This is a genomic window from Selenomonas sp. ND2010 (assembly GCF_000702005.1).
Lineage (GTDB): Bacteria > Bacillota > Negativicutes > Selenomonadales > Selenomonadaceae > Selenomonas_A.
Genome location: NZ_KL370848.1, coordinates 95,873 through 114,397, shown reverse-complemented (window position 1 = coordinate 114,397; position 18,525 = coordinate 95,873). Strand labels below are relative to the sequence as shown.

General features: G+C 50.8%; 19 protein-coding genes. All 19 read left to right on the top strand.

From position 1 onward, the window contains the following. The first annotated feature begins 122 nt into the window (after positions 1-122). The 19 genes from T504_RS0113360 to T504_RS0113270 all read left to right on the top strand — a co-directional run bounded on the left by T504_RS0113360 (position 123) and on the right by T504_RS0113270 (position 18,517). A complete protein-coding gene (locus tag T504_RS0113360) occupies positions 123-587 on the top strand; it encodes an OmpH/Skp family outer membrane protein (RefSeq protein ID WP_033171550.1) in 465 nt (154 codons plus the stop codon). A 102-nt stretch (positions 588-689) separates the two neighbouring features. Then, complete coding sequence (locus T504_RS0113355) at positions 690-1,823, top strand: hypothetical protein (protein ID WP_051635410.1); 1,134 nt, start codon at positions 690-692, stop codon at positions 1,821-1,823. A gap of 21 nt (positions 1,824-1,844) precedes the next feature. Next, a complete protein-coding gene (locus T504_RS0113350) occupies positions 1,845-2,294 on the top strand; it encodes an OmpH/Skp family outer membrane protein (RefSeq protein WP_051635409.1) in 450 nt (149 codons plus the stop codon). 21 nt (positions 2,295-2,315) lie between these two features. Next, positions 2,316-3,335: a UDP-3-O-(3-hydroxymyristoyl)glucosamine N-acyltransferase gene (gene lpxD / locus T504_RS0113345; protein WP_033171549.1), complete on the top strand. Its 1,020-nt coding sequence runs from the start codon at positions 2,316-2,318 to the stop codon at positions 3,333-3,335. 78 nt (positions 3,336-3,413) lie between these two features. Beyond that, a complete protein-coding gene (locus tag T504_RS0113340) occupies positions 3,414-4,283 on the top strand; it encodes a lysophospholipid acyltransferase family protein (protein WP_033171548.1) in 870 nt (289 codons plus the stop codon). A gap of 75 nt (positions 4,284-4,358) precedes the next feature. After that, positions 4,359-5,189, top strand: a complete 831-nt coding sequence (gene lpxC / locus T504_RS0113335; RefSeq protein WP_033171547.1) for a UDP-3-O-acyl-N-acetylglucosamine deacetylase — start codon at positions 4,359-4,361, stop codon at positions 5,187-5,189. A gap of 38 nt (positions 5,190-5,227) precedes the next feature. Beyond that, on the top strand, positions 5,228-5,668 hold the full coding sequence (gene fabZ / locus T504_RS0113330) for a 3-hydroxyacyl-ACP dehydratase FabZ (RefSeq protein WP_033171546.1): 441 nt from the start codon (positions 5,228-5,230) through the stop codon (positions 5,666-5,668). 198 nt (positions 5,669-5,866) lie between these two features. After that, on the top strand, positions 5,867-6,682 hold the full coding sequence (gene lpxA / locus T504_RS0113325) for an acyl-ACP--UDP-N-acetylglucosamine O-acyltransferase (protein ID WP_033171545.1): 816 nt from the start codon (positions 5,867-5,869) through the stop codon (positions 6,680-6,682). A gap of 25 nt (positions 6,683-6,707) precedes the next feature. After that, the gene (locus T504_RS0113320; protein WP_033171544.1) at positions 6,708-7,511 is read left to right on the top strand and encodes an LpxI family protein; all 804 of its coding nucleotides are present in this window, start codon (positions 6,708-6,710) and stop codon (positions 7,509-7,511) included. A 141-nt stretch (positions 7,512-7,652) separates the two neighbouring features. Then, a complete protein-coding gene (gene lpxB, locus T504_RS0113315) occupies positions 7,653-8,828 on the top strand; it encodes a lipid-A-disaccharide synthase (RefSeq protein WP_033171543.1) in 1,176 nt (391 codons plus the stop codon). After that, entirely contained in the window at positions 8,815-10,545 is a 1,731-nt protein-coding gene (gene msbA / locus T504_RS0113310; RefSeq protein WP_033171542.1) for a lipid A export permease/ATP-binding protein MsbA, read from the top strand. The genes lpxB and msbA overlap by 14 nt, the downstream gene beginning before the upstream one ends. Before the next feature lie 18 nt (positions 10,546-10,563). Then, positions 10,564-13,053, top strand: a complete 2,490-nt coding sequence (gene lpxK / locus T504_RS0113305; protein WP_033171541.1) for a tetraacyldisaccharide 4'-kinase — start codon at positions 10,564-10,566, stop codon at positions 13,051-13,053. Positions 13,054-13,089: 36 nt separating this feature from the next. Beyond that, on the top strand, positions 13,090-13,821 hold the full coding sequence (kdsB, locus tag T504_RS0113300) for a 3-deoxy-manno-octulosonate cytidylyltransferase (RefSeq protein WP_033171540.1): 732 nt from the start codon (positions 13,090-13,092) through the stop codon (positions 13,819-13,821). Positions 13,822-13,900: 79 nt separating this feature from the next. Further along, positions 13,901-14,731 carry a 3-deoxy-8-phosphooctulonate synthase gene (gene kdsA, locus T504_RS0113295; RefSeq protein ID WP_033171539.1) on the top strand — a complete coding sequence of 277 codons (831 nt, stop codon included), beginning with the start codon at positions 13,901-13,903 and terminating at the stop codon, positions 14,729-14,731. Between the two features lie 58 nt (positions 14,732-14,789). Beyond that, positions 14,790-15,761, top strand: coding sequence for a KpsF/GutQ family sugar-phosphate isomerase (locus T504_RS0113290; RefSeq protein ID WP_072022755.1), 972 nt, complete (start codon positions 14,790-14,792; stop codon positions 15,759-15,761). Between the two features lies 1 nt (position 15,762). Next, positions 15,763-16,329, top strand: a complete 567-nt coding sequence (locus tag T504_RS0113285) for a KdsC family phosphatase (protein ID WP_033171537.1) — start codon at positions 15,763-15,765, stop codon at positions 16,327-16,329. A gap of 42 nt (positions 16,330-16,371) precedes the next feature. Beyond that, complete coding sequence (locus T504_RS0113280; protein WP_033171536.1) at positions 16,372-17,286, top strand: lysophospholipid acyltransferase family protein; 915 nt, start codon at positions 16,372-16,374, stop codon at positions 17,284-17,286. After that, positions 17,283-17,834, top strand: coding sequence for an LPS export ABC transporter periplasmic protein LptC (lptC, locus tag T504_RS0113275; RefSeq protein WP_033171535.1), 552 nt, complete (start codon positions 17,283-17,285; stop codon positions 17,832-17,834). Before T504_RS0113280 ends, lptC begins: the two co-directional genes overlap by 4 nt. Further along, positions 17,831-18,517, top strand: coding sequence for an LptA/OstA family protein (locus T504_RS0113270; RefSeq protein ID WP_033171534.1), 687 nt, complete (start codon positions 17,831-17,833; stop codon positions 18,515-18,517). Before lptC ends, T504_RS0113270 begins: the two co-directional genes overlap by 4 nt. Positions 18,518-18,525: the final 8 nt, after the last annotated feature.

Genomic DNA, 18,525 nt, shown 5'->3' with positions numbered 1-18,525 from the left:
AGGAATATGCTTGAATAAGGAATAAGAGTTTGTTATAATGAAATTCGTGTATGGCGGTTTAGGCCTTGCCATAGCGGAAATTTAACACTACCAAGCCCCGCAAGGGAAAAGGAGAATTTGAAATGGTTAAATTACAGAAGAAACAGGTAAAGATCATCAGCGTTCTTATCGCTATCGTTTTTGTCGGTTCCGTGGTTGTTCTGGCTCTTACGCAGTCTGGTACGGGGATTGCCAATGCTGCCAGCTCGAATGTTGGTGTTGTTGACTATAATCAGGTAATGAGCCAGAATCCGAAGGCACAGGATGCGGAAAAGGAATTCAATACGGCTTATGAGGAAGCACAGAAAGAGTTCGCTTCCAAGACGGCCAACATGAACGATCAGGAGAAGCAGGACTATGCAATGCAGACGCAGCAGCGCCTCATGCAGAAGCGTCAGGAACTCACCGAGCCGCTGCAGAAGAGCGTCGAGGAGTCTGTCAAGAAAGTTGCTGAGCAGAAGGGCCTCTCGGTTGTCCTGGAGAAGGGCGCTGTAGTTTACGGTGGCCAGGACATCACGCAGGATGTCATCAAGCAGATCAGCAAATAATCCAGGACGCCGGTAAGCGGACGTTCCGATAAGGGTATATGGACCTGGAAATACCGAGCCACTCGTTGCGCTCGGTAATTCTTTTAAAGAGGTGAGACAAAGATGGGAGAGGATAAGCCCGCGGAAAAATCGATGCGTTTGTCCAAGCGGCGGCGCAATATCATCGCAGGTGCTATTGTCGCTGCCTGCTTGGTGGCCGCAGGAGCGGGACTCTTTCGTTCCTTTGTCACCCGTACTGTGGTGGATAATGAGCAGGCGGCCGCTCGGGCCGATACCGGCCTTATCGATTGGCAGCAGGTCATTGAGGCTCATCCGGACTATGAAAAGCTCAAGAATCTTCGAGAAGACTGCCGGGTATTAGAACTTGAATCGAAAGACTTGGCGGAGCTTTTTACCGTTAATTCACCGGAGCTTGATAAAAAGACGTTTGACGATTCGGTCTGGGCTAAGAACGCGCAAGATGTAATTGGCAAGCGGGCGGAAATCGAACGGAAGAGCAAGCGCCTTACGGAAGAATATCGCACGGCGACGGATGCCGAATATCAAGCCCGCCGCAATGCAATCAACGAGGAATACCTCAATGCATTGTTGAACATCAACATCAAGCTGGATAATCAGGCAGCTATGCACAACCCCTTGGACAGCAAGCAGCAAAGAGAGGCTGAGCGGGCCGAGTGGGAGGCACAGCGTCAACAGCTTCGGCGTGAGCGTGGCCTGCGTCAGGTGGAACTTTATCGGGAATATCAACAGCAGATAAGTGACCATGTAAAGCAGGAGCTGGCACCGGAACTTGAGGCTTGGCGCCAGGATTTGCCACAGAAGCGGGATGCGCAAAAGGCTGATGCTGCGGCGCAGAAGACCGAGGCAGAAAAGCGGAATGCCGAAGCCATGCAGAAGCAGATGGAAAAAGTCCAGATGGTTCAGCAGCGCTTGGAAAAACGCAAAGAGTTGGCGGACAAACGGGCAAAACTTCAGGCTTTGGAAAGTCACATTTTGAACGATGTGGCGGGGAAGGCTGCGAAGGTTGCCATTCTTCATCACTTTACCTTGATCCTCGCCAACCGGCCACAGCTGCTTTCGAATTTTGGTCCGCACCAGGAAATGTTTGAGCGGGTTACTCGTTCGACTGGTATGGTGGTAGGTGTTGATACCGTCGATGTGACGGATGAATTGGTACAGGAAATCAGAACCCTTCCGTCCCAAGCGGAAGAGGGTACTGAAGATAATAAAAGTTGAAAGAAAGAAGCGAATAACAACATGAAATTACGCAAAAGATCTACGGCCCTGCTGGCAGCAGCATTCGCATCGATGATGCTCATGAGTGGTTGTGGCCAGGCTAAGATTGGTTATATTGATGGCGAGCGTGTTTCCAAGGAAGCACCGCAGATTTCGGCTTTGGTAGAAGAGGGCAATCAGAAACTGAATGAAGCCAGAGCGCAGTCGCAGGCTGAGATTCAGCAGAAGATGAAGGAAAATCCGAATATGAGCCAGGAAGATGCGCAGAAACTCCAGATGGATGCTCAGCGTAAACTTCAGGGGATCAATCAGTCGTATTCCCTCCAGCTTCGCCAGAAGATGGATGTTGCTCTCGGAAGCGTATCCAAGGAAAAGAAACTGGATGCCGTGGTCAATAACTCTCAGGAACAGCCCATTGCCATCACAGGTGCTGTCGATGTGACGGATGAAGTCATCTCGAAGCTTCAGTAAGGAAAAGGATGGAGAGAAAACATGAAAAAGACGTTGCAGGAGATCGCAGAGTTTGTCGGCGGTCGTATTGTGGGTGATGCATCTGTAGAGATTCATGGCTTGGATAATATTGAAGGTGCGGGAAAAAACGATTTGACCTTCGCGGTTGACCCGCATATCGAAGAGGCGAAAAGCTGTCAGGCGGCAGCTGTCATGCTGCCTGAGGGAATCGAGGATTTCCCGAAAACGGCATTGTATGTCGAGGAGCCGCGGGCTGCTTTTGCCAAATTGCTGGAACTTTTTACGCCGAAGCTTCAGTTTGAAATGGGGGTAAGTGAACAGGCACATATCGGCAAAGATGTAAAAATCGGGAAAGATGTCGTAATCATGCCGTTTGCCGTGGTTGATGACCATGCCGTTATCGGTGATCGCGTAACGCTGTATCCGCACACCTATATTGGCCAGTATGCAGAGATTGAGGACGACAGTGTTATTTATTCTAGTGCTACGGTTCGTGAGCATTGTCATGTGGGCAAGCGCTGCGTCGTACACAGCTCCGCGGTAATCGGTTCCGATGGCTTTGGCTTTACAACGAAAGACGGTGTTCATACGAAGGTGCCGCAGGTGGGCAATGTCATCCTGGAGGATGATGTGGAGATTGGTGCTCATGATGGTATCGATCGCGCCGCTATGGGGTCGACGGTTATTGGCAAGGGTACGAAGATCGACAATCTCGTTCATATCGGCCACAATTGCAAAATTGGCCCGAACTGCTTGATTGTTGCCCAGACGGGTATTTCCGGTTCGACGACCGTTGGTCATAATGTTACCTTCGGTGGTCAGGTCGGAACGGTTGGCCATATCAATATTGGCGCCAACTCGGTTTATGCAGCTCGTTCCGGTATTATCAGCAATATGCCGGAGGGCGTATTCTGTGCTGGTTTCCCTGTGCAGTCCCATACGGAATGGCTTCGTATGCAGGCAGCTATGAAGCATTTGCCGGAAATGAATAAAAAGCTCAAACAGTTGGAAAAGAAACTGGCAAAGTACGAAAAAGAGTAATTGCTTAGCAGAGGCCTCCTCCTTTGAGGGGGCCTTTTTGCAAGAGTATGGAATCGTTAGGAAAAGGGAGGAAAAAAGATGTTTTCCTACTATCTGATGAAGGCAATCAGTGCGATTGCCTGCATGCTTCCACGAACCGTGTGTGAGGCATTGGGACGCGGCTTGGGAAATTTTGCCTGGCTGGTCCTGCCAAGCAAACGCAAGCGGTTGGCACGGGAACAGATAAAGAAATGTTTGCAGGTCAGTGAAGCGGAGGCAACGCGAATTGCCAAGGCCAGTGCTGTCCGCTTTGGACCGATGCTGTTTGAGGTGCTTCGCTTTCCACTGATCAAGAAGAAACCACAGGAATACGTTCGCATCGAGGGCCTGGAAAAACTTCAGCAAGGCATGGCTGAGGGAAAAGGAGCAATTATCGCGGCAGCACACAGTGGCAACTGGGAGCTCATGGGCGGCGCGTTTGCCATGGCTGGTATTCCGCTGGTCGGAGTGGCCATGAAACAGAAGTCATCAGGAGCAGACCGCTTCATCAATGAGTATCGGACCATGATTGGCATGCATATCACCTACAAGACGGATGTGCGGGAGATGTTTGCGATGCTGAAAAAAGGCTGGGCCATTGGTTTGATTATGGACCAGGATACCAACCGTCATGACGGCATTATCCTGGATTTCTTCAATCAGCCGACGAACTGTACGCCGGGGGCGGCTTCGATGGCTCGTTTTCAGAACGTCCCGATATTCACTTCGTTTATGCATCGGGAAGAAAATGGCAGGCATACGTTGATTGTCGAGGGACCGTTCCATGTGGAAAAGACCAAGGATAAGCGTGAGGATATTCGTCAGATGTCTCAGTTGTTGACGAAAGCGATCGAAGACCATGTCCGGAAATATCCAGAAGAATGGTTCTGGCTGCACGACCGCTGGAAGTCTGTCCGTGAAGAGTGGTGAGTACTTCGGCTACTTGCGCAACCGAACATTGTTGGGTAAAATAGAGAAAGGAATTTTTATTCGGGGGGAGTAGTTTTGCAGAAACAGATTACGATTGCGGCAGAGGTTTCCTATACCGGCATCGGATTGCATTCGGGCCGGGAGGTTCACATGGTGCTCAAACCAGCACCGGTTGACACGGGAATCCTGTTCGTTCGCACCGATATTGCAGAACGGCCGTCAATCCATGCTGCAGCCTCAAACGTCACGTCGACGCTGCGCGCGACAACGGTTGAGGAAAATGGCTATAAAGTATTCACGATCGAGCACTTGATGAGTGCCTTTCATGCGCAGGGCATCGATAACTGCGTGGTGGAAATGGATTCGGAGGAACCACCAGTGGCAGATGGCTCTTCGCTGGCATTTTTTGAGTTGCTGGAGAAGGCTGGCCGTCAGGAGCAGGAAAAGGAATGCCATGAGATCGTTATCGACAAGGTCTATCGTATTGATGATGAAGAAAATAAACGGTTTGTCATGGTCGTTCCTTACGATGGTTTCCGTGTAAGCTTTACGTCGCTGAATCCGCACAAGCTCATTGGTGTTCAGTACCAGAATTTCGAGATTACACCAGAAACTTATCATAAGGAAATTGCACCGGCCCGTACGATTGCTTACGAAAAAGAGATTGAAGCACTTCGTAATATGGGACTGGGGCTGGGCGGAACCCTGGAAAGCGTCATCGTTTACAATGACGAGGGATGGCTGAATCCGCTTCATTTTGAAGATGAGTTGGTCCGTCATAAGATTTTGGATGTGATTGGCGATTTGCGCCTGGCAGGAAAAATCCGCGGTCATGTCATCGCGGTGGCTTCTGGTCATGCGCTTAATACGCAGCTGGCAAAAGTGATTGCTGGTTCATTGGGTTAATGTTGGATTGTGATTAATTAAAGGAAGAAGGAAAAATCATGGTTTTAGATATCAACGAAATTCAGAAAATCCTGCCGCATCGTCCGCCGATGCTGCTGGTTGACCGCATCATTGAACTGGACCCGATGAAATCGGCAACAGGCATCAAGAACGTGACGATGATGGAGCCGCAGTTCCGTGGACATTTCCCGGATCATCCCATCATGCCTGGCGTTTTGATTCTTGAGGCGATGGCTCAGGTCGGCGGTGTTATGATGCTGTATCCGGAAGAAAACCGTGGCAAGATTGCACTGTTTGGCGGCATGGAGAACGTCAAGTTCAAACACCCGGTAGTGCCGGGCGATCAGCTGGTGACGAAGTCTCACCTCGTTCGTGTGCGTGGAGATTTTGGTATGCTTCACTGTGATGGTTATGTGGATGGTAAGCTTGCTGCTTCGGCTGATTTCAAATTTGCTATGAGAAAGAGCGAAAATCTTTGATTTTCAATGATTTTTGCATGAGAGAAAGAGATAATCTTTGTTCAACTCGAAAAACGCCTGGATTTGCTGTCATATAAGATACGAGAATTTGGAGTTTCTTGGGGAATATATAAATATAAGGACAGAGCAAAGAAACCTGCAGCCATATTCAGGGGTGAATGGCTGTCAGTTTAAGGATAGTTGAAGGAGTTGGAGCAGATGACTACTGAGAAAACCAGTATTACAAATAATATACATGAGACTGCAGTTATCGCACCGGGGGCGAAGATTGCCGCGAACGTCACGGTTGGTCCGTACTCGGTTATCGGCGAGAATGTCGAGATCGGTGAGGGCACGGTAATCGGCCCGCACGTAGTAATCCAAGGCTGGACGGAAATCGGCAGAGACTGCCATATCTTCCAGGGGGCATCGATTGGCGAAGAACCGCAGGACCTCAAGTTCCGGGGGGAGAAGAGTTATACCGTAATCGGTGACCGGACCACCATTCGCGAGGGGGCAACGGTTCATCGTGCTACCGGTGAAGGCGAAGAAACCCGTATTGGCAGTGACTGCCTGCTGATGGCGCTGACCCATGTTGCGCATAACTGCATCGTGGGCAATCACGTCATCATGTCGAACCTGGCAAGCCTGGCTGGTCATGTTGTCGTAGAGGACCGCGCCGTTGTCGGCGGCATGGCTGGTGTGCACCAGTTCGTCAAAATTGGCCGCAATGCCATGGTTGGCGGCATGTCAAAGCTTACGCAGGACGTCGTTCCGTTCACTATTGTCGATGGACGCCCGGCCAAGGTCGTAGGCCTTAACAGCGTCGGAATTTCCCGCGCTGGCATCAAATTGGAGGCCCGCCGCAATATCAAGCAGGCGTACAAAATTGTTTACCGTGCTGGTCTCACGTTGGAGCAGGCAATATCGGTAATCGAGCAGGAAGTAGATTCCTGTGATGAGGTCGATCATCTGCTGCGCTTCCTGCGCAATGCTGACCGTGGCATTTGCCGGGAACGTCGTGATAATGACTGAGATTTGATTGATTTGGAGGATTTCCATGGAAAGAGTCGGACTGCTGGCCGGCATCGGTTTTTTGCCGGTGGAATGTGCCAAAGCAGCCAGAGCACAGGGCAATGAGGTATATATTGTTTCCTTGCTTCCGGAGACGGAAGAATGCCTGAAGGAATATGCTACGGACTATCAGGAGATCAGCGTCTTTAAGGTCGGTAAGATTCTCAAGTATTTGAAGAAGAACAAGATTACCCAGGTGACGATGATTGGCAAAGTTACCAAGGAACTCTTGTATGCGCATAAGGCGATGCCGGATCTTAAGACCATGCAGATTCTCATGAGCCTCAAGGACCGTAAAGATGATACGGTTATGGAGGCCTTGGTGGCTGCTGTCGAGAGCACCGGGGCCAAAGTTGTCGATCAGACCGCGTTGATTCGGCCATTGATGCCGGCAGCAGGCGTGCTTACCAAGCGCAAACCGACTGAGGATGAGAAGAAGGACATGGAGTTCGGTTTTCGGATGGCAAAGGAAATCGGCCGCATGGACGTAGGTCAGACTGTGGTCGTGAAAGGACTGGCTGTCATGGCTTTGGAAGCCATTGAAGGCACCGATGCTTGTATCCGTCGTGGCGGTCAGCTGGCTAGAGGCGGCGCTGTGGTGGCCAAGGTGGCCAAGCCACAGCAGGATAAGCGCTTCGATGTGCCCGCGGTAGGTCTTACCACCTTGCGCACAATGGTGGAAGTAGGCGCCAAGGCTTTGGTCATTGAGGCCGGTGAAACCTTATTGGTTGAACAGGACAAGGTCCTGAAACTGGCGGATGAAAACGATATAACGATTGTAGCAATGTAATTCGTAGACGCAGTGGATACAAAAATGTGTCCATTTGCGTCTTTTTCATGTAAGAGGGGGTGTGGAGTGCTTTGCACTCTGCATCAACTTTATGTATAATAAAGAGTGGACTATTATGTGAAATAGCAGGAGGTGTTCTGCATGAAAATCATGTTTTCTGCCGGTGAAGTGTCCGGTGATGTGCATGGAGAACAGCTGGCATCTTCTATCCTTAGGATGGACCCGTCCATTGAACTTATCGGTTTTGGCGGTGCGCGGATGGAAGAGGCTGGCGTACGGCTTTATGAGAATTTTGCCGATTATAATGTAATGGGCGTGTGGGAAGTGATTAAGAACCTGCGGCGCCTTCTGAATCTGTTGGATGGTCTGACGGAATTCATGAAACAGGAAAAGCCAGATCTTTTGGTGTTGATCGATTATCCGGATTTCAACTGGCGGTTGGCCAAGCGGGCCAAGAAGCTCGGTATCCCCGTGTTTTCGTATATCCCGCCGTCGGCTTGGGCTTGGCGCAAGGGAAGGGCAAAGGAATGCACGAAATGGGCCGACGAATTTGTGGCTATTTTCCCGCACGAGCTTCCCGTATATGAAAAGGCTGGGGCTAATATTTCCTTTGTCGGCAATCCGTTGGTAGACAAGGTAAAGGCGGAACTGCCGCGCGAACAGGCCAGGAAACACTTCGGCATTCCTGCGGATAAGGCGGCAGTCTTGCTGATGCCTGGCAGCCGCAAACAGGAAATCGAATTGTTGCTTCCTTCGATGCTGGTTGGTGCGAAGAAGCTTTTAGAGCAGAAGCCGGATACGATGCTGCTGCTGCCGGTGGCCGATGGAATCAATGAGGCGCGGATTCGCCAGCTCATCGAGGAAGCTGGTGTGCCGGTGACGCTCACCCATGAGATGCGTTATTCGCTGATGGGGGCGGCCGATGCTGCTGTGGCAACTTCAGGGACGGTTATCATGGAGGCTGCCCTTATGGGGCTGCCATGCGTGGTGCTCTATCGGTTGTCGCCAATTTCCTATGCCGTAGGAAAATTGTTAGTACATGTAGAGAATTTCAGCCTGCCGAACATTCTGCTCGGCGAGCAGTTTGAAACGGAGCTGCTGCAGGATGCAGTGACTCCGGAAAATATTGCCACAGAGCTCCTGCGCCTCTATCCAGGCGAGGAGAGCCGGGAAGTTGTGGTGACCAAGCTTGCGGCCGCCTGCGAAAAACTGGGGGCACCGGGAGCTTCGGCAAGGGTAGCGGAAAAAATCCTGACGGCTGCCCGCCGCTTTTCGGAAAGTAAAGAATTATCGGGGGAAGAACATGAAGAATTATAAGCGACTGCTTCAGTTTATTCGACCATATCTGAAGCAGCTGGTCCTGGCTATTATCTGCATTATTGTAGCAGCCGGCTGTAACCTGTACCTGCCTTGGATTATCAAGGATATGATCGATAAAGTGTTAGCGGATAAGGATATGATGATGCTCAATATGATTTGCGTTGGCATCGTTGTGGTGTTCTTTATTCGTGGCATATTCTTTTATGGGCAGTCCTATCTGGTGTCGTATATTGGCCAAAAGGTAATCATCGATGTCCGTGAGGTTATGTTCCGTAAATTCCAGCGCATGCCGATGGCGTATTTTGATAAACATCAGACCGGTGAGACGATGAGTTACATCACCAACGATGTTGCGGCCATCCAGTCAGCACTCGTGGACCAGCTCATTGAGATGGTCACGGAAGGTTCGATTCTTATCGGTTCGCTGGTTTTGATGGTTTACCTGGATTGGAAACTTTCCCTGCTGACTTTGGTGGTCATTCCTTTGGTGGGGCAGGCGATGAAAATCTTTGGCCGGAAAATCAAGCGCAATGGTACGGTTATCCAGGAACGCATGGCGGACATCACTTCCCTGTTGCAGGAGAGCATTTCGGCGATTCGCGTGGTGAAATCTTTCGTCCGTGAAAAGTATGAGACGGATCGTTTTACCCATCAGAATCAGCTCAATTTCCAGGCGGCTATGAAAAATGTTCAGCTTACGAGCCTGTTGACGCCGACAGTAGAATTTCTGGCGGCAATATCGGTCACCTTTATCGTGTGGTTTGGCGGCTATGAGGTTGTCAATGACGAAATGACGGCTGGTGCATTGGTGGCATTTTTGACGTATGCCGTCAATCTGGCCAATCCGGTCAAGCGTTTGTCCCGCGTATATGGCAACCTGCAGCGCGCTATGGCTGCGGTTGACCGCGTCTTTGCGGTCATTGATTTGGAAGAGCCTATCAGTGATAAAGAAGGGGCAAAACCGCTGCCGGAGATTTCCGGTGCGGTCAAGCTCAATCACGTATCCTTTGAGTATAAGAAGGGGGTTCCGGCCCTGTCGGATGTCTCACTGGATGCTAAGCCAGGCCAGATGATTGCCTTCGTTGGGCCGAGTGGTGCAGGCAAGTCGACGATTGCCAACCTGATTCCGCGCTTTTATGAGATTACGGATGGTTCCATCTCAATCGATGGAACGGATATCCGCGATGTTACGGTTTCGTCGCTGCGGGAACAGATTGGTATTGTTCCGCAGGAAACCCTGTTGTTCTCGACAACGGTAATGGAAAATATCCGTTATGGCCGTTTGGATGCTACGGATGAGGAGGTCATCGAGGCAGCCAAGGCGGCCAATGCCGATGAATTCATCCGCAACCTGCCCCAGGGCTATGAAACGAAAATCGGGGAGCGCGGGATGAACCTTTCGGGCGGGCAGCGCCAGCGCATGGCCATTGCCCGGGCAATCCTCAAGAATCCGCGGATCTTGATTCTTGACGAGGCGACGTCAGCTCTGGACACGGAAAGTGAGAAAATCGTTCAGGCTGCCCTAGACAAGCTTATGGTGGGTCGTACGTCCTTTGTCATTGCCCATCGCCTTTCGACGATTTTCAATGCCGACCAGATCTTTGTTATTGACAATGGTCATGTAAAAGAGCATGGTACACATGAAGAACTTTTGAAACTTGATGGCTTGTATAGCTATTTGTATAATATTCAATTCAACAAGAAGAACGTGTAAGAAGGGAAAGATAGAGATATGCAGATACTCTATAATATCTTGGCGATCATTGTTGCCATCATGATCATTCCCGTTTTCATGGTGCGATCGATTCGTGAAAAGGGATTTGTGATGCGAATCCGGCAGAGCCTCGGTTTCTTTCCCGAGCATGCTTTGGAAAAAGTGGCCAAGAAGCATTGCATCTGGGTACATGCTGCCTCCGTGGGCGAGATTGTGGCGACAAGCCCGCTTATCAAGGAATTCCGCAAGGAGTTCCCGACGAGCCCTATTCTGGTGTCAGTAGTAACGACTAGTGGTTACGAGATGGCGAACCGTATCATCAAGGATGCGGATTCCATCATTTATTTTCCGTTGGATTTGCCATTCTTGGCCGGACATGTATTGCGCCGCATTCATCCACGGGTGTTTTTGCCGGTTGAGACGGAGCTTTGGCCGAATTTCCTGAAAACCGCCCGTCAGTTGCACATTCCGGTCATGATGGTCAACGGCCGCATCAGTGACCGGAGTGTCAAACAGTACAAGCATCTCCACAGTTTGCTTACGGAAATGATTGGTACGGTTAAGAAGTTTGCGATGCAGTCTCAGATTGATGCGGATTACATCATGCGGCTCGGTGCGCCGCCAGAATTGGTCACGGTTACAGGCAATACGAAGTTCGATCAGACCTATACGGATGTCAGTGCGGAGGAAAAAGAACGGATTATCCGGGAGATGGGGCTCACGGATAACGAGGGGATTTTCCTGGCTGGTTCCACCCATCGTGGGGAAGAGGACTATGTGCTGAAAGCCTTTCAGGCAGTTCGGGAAAAACATCGCGGTGCCAAATTGGTCATCGCACCGCGAGAATTGCTTCGTACCCAGGAAGTCATTCACCTCTGCAAAAAAGCGGGCTTCACGGTGACCACCCGTACAAAGCTCCAGCAGGAAGAGTCCCATAACGAAGATATTGTCATTCTCGATACTATCGGTGAGCTTGGCAAGGTATACAGTGTGGGTGATGTGGTGTATGTAGGCGGGAGTCTGATCCCGCATGGTGGGCACAATATTTTGGAGCCGGCAGCACATGGCAAGGCCATTATCGTCGGTCATAATATGTTCAACTTCAAAGACACCCATGCGCTATTCAAGAACCGCGATGCTTGCATTACCGTAAACAATGAGGAAGAACTCGCCAAAGAGGTAGTTCGTCTTTTCGATGACCCAGAGCACCGCGCCCGCATGGAGGCGGAAACGCTCGCCATCGTCAATGAAAATAAAGGCGCATCGCGTAAATCGGCGGTTATTCTGCGGGAAATGCTCGAGGCTTATGAAAGTTGTCCGGAGAACCGTCAGCGCGCCCGCGCTACGCAAAAAATCGATAATTTCCAGACGTACTTTATCGATTTGGTGCACAGTAAGGAAGTTCATGGTTTCTTCATGCATATCATCATGGGCATCCTCTATGTATTTTCGCTGATTTATGCGGGTCTGGTGAATCTCAAACTGGCCGGCTACCGCGTGGGGATATTTACCCATCGCAAGCTGGACTGCTTTGTCATCAGCCTGGGCAACGTGACCGTGGGCGGCACGGGTAAGACGCCAACGGCACAGCGGCTGGCAACCGATATCCGCAATATGGGCTATCATGTGGTAATCCTGAACCGTGGGTATCGGGCGAAATGGCATGGGAAAGTCGGTATCGTATCCGATGGCAAAAAGCTCCACATGAGTGCTGCCGAAGCTGGCGATGAAGCCTTTATGCTGGCAAAGCATCTGCCGAACGTACCCGTTCTCATCGGTGCGGACCGCTCGCTCACAGGCAAGTATGCGATAGAGCATTTTGGTGCGGAAGTGGCCATCCTCGACGATGGTTATCAGCATTGGCAGCTCGAACGCGATATGGATATTTTGCTCGTTGATGCCGTTAACGTGTTTGGCAATGGCTACATCCTGCCGCGTGGAACATTGCGCGAGCCAGTATCGCATATCAGCCGTGCCGATGTCTGCCTGATGACAAAAGTCGATCAGGCAGCCGAAGGGTCCTGCGAGTACATTCGCCAGACCGTCCGGAAAAATAATGCGGATGCTCAAATACTCGAGAGCATCCATCAGCCACGCTGCTTTATCCCACTGTCGGATTGGTACGTGGATATTGCCGGTGATGGCATTGAAGTAGATCAGATGCGTGGGAAGAAGATCATGGCGGTATCGGCTATTGGCAATCCGGCTTCCTTTGAACAGACGCTGTCCGATCTCGGGGTGGTCATCATTGAAAGCCTGCGTTATCCCGACCATCACGATTACAATATGCAGGAAATGACCGATATCCTGCAGCAGGCGAAAAATATGGGAGCAGAGGCAATTATCATCACGGAGAAGGATGCGGTTAAGGTGCCGGCGGAAATCATCCAGGCGGGCATGGACATCCCCGTGTATGTCATTTGCGTTGAGGTCAAGTTCCAGCAGGGCAGCGAAGAATTCCGCCAGCTGTTGGTAAATCGTTTGGCCGAACGGCTTGGTTCCCGTTAATCTCAAGGAAATGTTCATGAAAGGATGGTACAATCCATGAATGTATTATGTGTCATCCCGGCTCGTTTCGCTTCGACGAGACTGCCGGGTAAACCGCTGAAAGATATTGCCGGCAAACCGATGATTTGCCGTGTTTATGACCGCGCATCAAAGGCCGGAAAAGTCAGCCAGACAATCGTCGCTACGGATGACGAACGTATTCTGAACGCCGTAAAAGAGCATGGTGGTCAGGCGATGATGACACGGAAAGACCATCCGACGGGGACGGATCGCTTAGCTGAGGTGGCGGCTTCCTTCCCTGAGGCAGATCTAATCATCAATGTACAGGGCGACGAACCGCTTATCGAGCCGTCGCTTATTGATGAACTCGCAGCAGTATTTGAAAAGGATGAGGAGCTCCAGATGGCTACGGTCAAGACGGAGATTACCGATGAGGAAGAGAAGTCAAATCCCAATAACGTCAAAGTCGTAACGGATAAGAATGGCTATGCGCTGTATTTCTCTCGTTCCTTGATGCCGTATCCACGTCATGAGGGTTGTCCGGTCTATAAGCATATCGGGATTTATGCCTACAAACGCGAATTCCTGCTGCAGTATGCCAAAATGGAGTCTACGCCGTTAGAGTCTGCGGAATCCTTGGAACAGCTGCGGGCGCTGGAAAATGGTTATCGTATCAAAGTGGTGGAAACCAAGGCGAAATTCGTGGGCGTCGATACGGCAGAAGACCTGGAAAAAGTCAACGAGATTTATCGTAAAATGGCGTTATAATTTGGGAAAAGATGGCCCCTGCCTTTATGGGTGTGGGGAAATATAAGCAATGTAAATTCTTTATAAAGGAGAGACGATTATGAATAAGGTAAAAGTGGGAAATTTTGAAATTGGCGGCGGCGAGAAACTGACGCTGTTGGCTGGCCCTTGCGTGTTGGAGGAAATGGACCGCTGCCTGTTGATTGGCCGCACCATCAAGGAAATCTGTGAGCGACTCGACATCAACTATGTTTTCAAAGCTTCCTTTGACAAAGCAAATCGTTCCTCCTTCCACAGCTTCCGCGGCCCGGGGATGGAAAAGGGCTTGGAGATGCTGCAGCAGATCAAAGAAGAACTGCAGGTTCCGGTTGTAACGGATATTCATGAGACCTATCAGGCCGAACCCGTGGCAAAAGTCGCCGACATCCTGCAGATTCCGGCCTTCTTGTGCCGCCAGACGGACCTGCTTCATGCTGCTGCCCAGACGGGGCGGGTGGTCAACGTCAAAAAAGGTCAGTTCCTGGCGCCCAAAGACATGCGCAACGTCGTGGACAAGCTCCATGAGAGTGGCTGCGAGCAGATCATGCTGACGGAACGCGGGGCGTCCTTTGGCTATAACAATCTGGTCGTAGATATGCGTTCGCTGCCGATCATGCGGTCCTTTGGCTATCCGGTCGTTATGGACGGTACCCACAGCGTACAGCTGCCGGGCGGCAATGGCACGACTTCAGCTGGCAATCGTGAGTATGTGGAATTCCTCGTCCGTGCTGCGGTCGGTGCTGGCATCGATGCGCTGTTCCTGGAAGTCCATGACAATCCGGAAGAAGCTCTCTCGGATGGCGCGAACATGGTTTACCTCGATAAACTCGAAGATCTCTTGAAAGATGCCGTGGCAATCCATGAAATTGTGCGCAAGAAATTCAAGGGCTGATGCCTGCTATTAAGACACTTTGTTGGAATGATTGTTACATAAGGGGAAAAGACTTGTGATAAAGGTAAAAGAAAAGGCCATCGAAACGCTGGAAATTGAAGCCGATGCGGTATTAAAGCTGAAAGAACGCATTGACGATGAATTCATGGCGGCGGTGCAGTGCATTCTGGATTGTCCGGCCCGTGTCATTGTTACGGGCATGGGAAAATCTGGCCACATCGGCCGCAAGATTGCCGCTACCTTTGCCAGCACGGGAACGCCTTCGTTCTTCATGCATCCGGCAGAGGCCTTCCATGGTGATTTGGGTATGGTTACGGAGAACGATGTAGTCATTGCCATCAGCAATAGTGGCGAGTCGTCGGAAATTGTCAATATCCTGCCGATTATCCGCCGCATTGGTGCCAAGATTATTGCCATGAGTGGCCGGCGTGAATCCCAGCTCGGAAAGAACAGCGATTATTTCATCGATATTGGCGTGGAAAAGGAAGCCTGCCCGCTGGGATTGGCGCCAACGGCCAGCACGACGGCAACGCTGGCGATGGGGGATGCCATGGCGGTAGCGCTGATGTCGGTCCGTAACTTCACCAGTCAGGATTTTGCCCTGTTCCATCCAGGTGGAGCACTGGGACGCCGTTTGCTCCTGAAGGTTTCAAATGTCATGCATACCGGGGAAGACAATCCGGTTGTATCGCAGGATAAGACGGCGAAAGATGCGCTCTTTATCATGACGGACAAGGGCCTTGGCGCTGCTTCTGTCGTGGATGAAAATGGTAAGTTTGTCGGCCTGATCACCGATGGAATCATTCGCCGTGCGCTGGCTAAGGATTATAAATTCCTCGATGAACCAGTGCATAATATCATGTTTGAGAATCCGCTGATGATTCGCGAGGACGCTTTGGCAGCTTCGGCACTTTCTGTTATGGAGAAGCACAAGCCGCGTCCGGTTACAGTTCTGCCGGTAGTGGATGATGACCACAATCCGGTTGGCATTGTCCATCTGACCGACCTGCTGCGTCAAGGAGTTGTTTGATATGGACCAGAAATGCGGTGCCCTCGAACGGGCAAAACACATCAAGTTGATTATTTTTGATGTCGATGGGGTTTTGACCGACGGTGGGATTTATATCGGCGCTGAGGGGGAGCTATATAAACCGTTTTTCTGCCGCGATGGGCTTGGCATCACGCTGGCGCATAAAGCTGGCATCAAGACCGCCATTATAACGGGCAGAAATTCGAAACAAGTGGCTTTTCGCGCCAAAGAGCTTCATATTTCGGAAGTGTTCCAGGGTAAGCTCGACAAACGGACTGCCTATCAGGAACTCAAGGAGAAATTAGGCCTGCGCGATGAGGAAATCGGCTATATTGGCGATGATCTCATCGACCTGCCAATCCTGTTACAGGTTGGTTTACCGATGGCGGTAAACGATGCTGTTGCGGAGGTTCGCCAGGAAGCTTTGCTCACGGCAAGCTATCCAGGAGGCCGTGGTGCCGTTCGCGAACTCATCGAATTCATTCTGAAAGCGCAGGGAAAATGGCAGGCGCTCATGCAGGATTTTTATCCGTCAGCTTCGCCGACTAGTGGGGAGCTGGCGCAGTAATCAGGAAACAGTGAATCAAGTGTATTTGGGGGAACGTAATCCATGCATTATAAATTTGTGATGTTCATGAGCTGGCTGGTATGCCATATGCCATACCGGCTGCTCATGGCAGCTGGCCGGGTGCTGGGCAATCTCTATTATCTCCTGGTAAAAAAGGAGAGGGAGCGGGCCGTGGCCCAGATGATGCCAGCACTCAATCTCTCGGAAGATGAGGCCCGCAAGGTCGTGCGGGAGTCATTTGTGAATCTCGCGCGCAATGTACTGGAAATCCTCTATATGCCGCATCTTAACGAGAAAAATTTTGAGCAGTATATTGAAATTGACCATCTGGAGCGTTTGAAAGCAGCACTGGCCGAAAAGAAAGGCGTGGTAATTGTCACCGGCCATATCGGTACTTGGGAATGGCTTTCGGCTTCGTTCACGTTAAATGGTCTGCCCGTTACGGCGATTGCTAAACCGCAGCCCAATATGCAGTACACCAATGCGTTGAACGACCTTCGTAAGACCATCCATGTGGAGATTTTCTCCCGTGGTACCAGTGAACTTTTGTCAGCGGCCCGGGCACTTCGCCAGGGGAAAATTCTTGGCTTCCTGTCGGATCAGGATGGCGGACCAGGTGGTGCATTTATCCCGTTTTTGGGAAAGATTGCCTCGACGCCGATGGGAGCTGCTGTATTTGCGCATAAATTCAACTCGCCGGTCGTGCCAGCTTTCATTATCCGTCAGCCGAACGGTAAGCATAAAGTTCTTGTAGGGGAAATCATGCGGTATGAGGATACCGGTGATACGGACAAGGATCTCTTCGATTTTACGGTACGTATGACGAAAATCGTTGAGCAGGTTATCCGCGATAATCCGACGCAGTGGCTGTGGTTCCAGAAGCGTTGGAATACGCCGCCTGAGGAGCAGAAAACCGGCAAACATCATACGGTCAAATCGCAGGGGGCAGATAAATGAGCAAGCGAAATAAGATTTTGCTGGCCCTCGGTATCGCAGCTTTTGCCGCACTGGTAATCTGGGCGGTGGCAACTGTACCGGAGGCACCGCAGCAAACGGAACAGTCCCAGGAAACTAAGGTAATGACTTATGATGGCAACACCATCCGTGAGGAAAAAGATGGCCGGACTATTTGGGAACTGACGGCGGAACATATCCAAGTGGATGTGGAGTCGAAAAATGTTACCTTTGAGAAACTTACCGGCAAATTTTATGCAAAGGATGGCCGCACGGTCGAGGTTCATGCCGATGGTGGAAACTATGACAACGAGACCAAGGATATTGCGATTACCGGTAACGTAGCCATCACGACCAGTGATGGGGCAAAGCTTTCGAGCAAAGAGCTTCGCTGGACTGCGAAAGACGAATTGCTGGCAGCTGTCGGTGATGCAACTGCTGTGAAAGATGATATGAAGGCAACTGGTGACCGCATCGAGAGCACCGATGGCTTCAATAAAATCAAAATTGTCGGCAAGGCACACCTTGTCAAGGGAGGAACTAGCGAATGAAATCGAGCAAAATGAAAAAGATATTGCTGGCATTAGCCGTCAGCGCGGTCCTGCCAATGCATGGTATCAGTGCCGCAGGAGAGCCGGCGGAACTCAATGCCGATACGGTGGAATACGATATGAGCACAGGGCTGGCATCAGCCGATGGCGGTGTGACGATGACGCGTGGGAATTCGCGCGTCACGGGCCAGCGGGCAACGTATAATACCAAAACGCAGGAAGGTACTGTAGAGGGAAATGTCGTTGCGACTACGGATGATACGCGCATTACCTGTGCGAAAGTCATGACGGATGGACAGAATCACATGCTGGCTACTGGTGGTGTTTATGGCACTCAGGGCGATAAAAGTTTCAGTGGTGAGCAGGTGGATTACTACCCGAACCAGAATAAATATGTGTTGATTGCATCCGGCGGTACGATTTCTAGTGCGGACGGCACCTTTACGGCCAATCGCCTGGAAGGTTGGCTGGACGATGCCCATTATGTCGGTTCGGGCAATGCGCATCTCGTTAGTCCGCCGAAGGACATGGAAGCCGGTGGCGATCGCATGGATTACTATGGTAAGGAACAGGGACGCGTTGTCGTAACGGGCAATGCCTGGGCAGTTCAGGATAACAATACGATGAAGAGCAATCGTTTGACGATTTACCTTGCAAGCGATGGGGCGGCTAAGGTAAAATAAGCAGTATA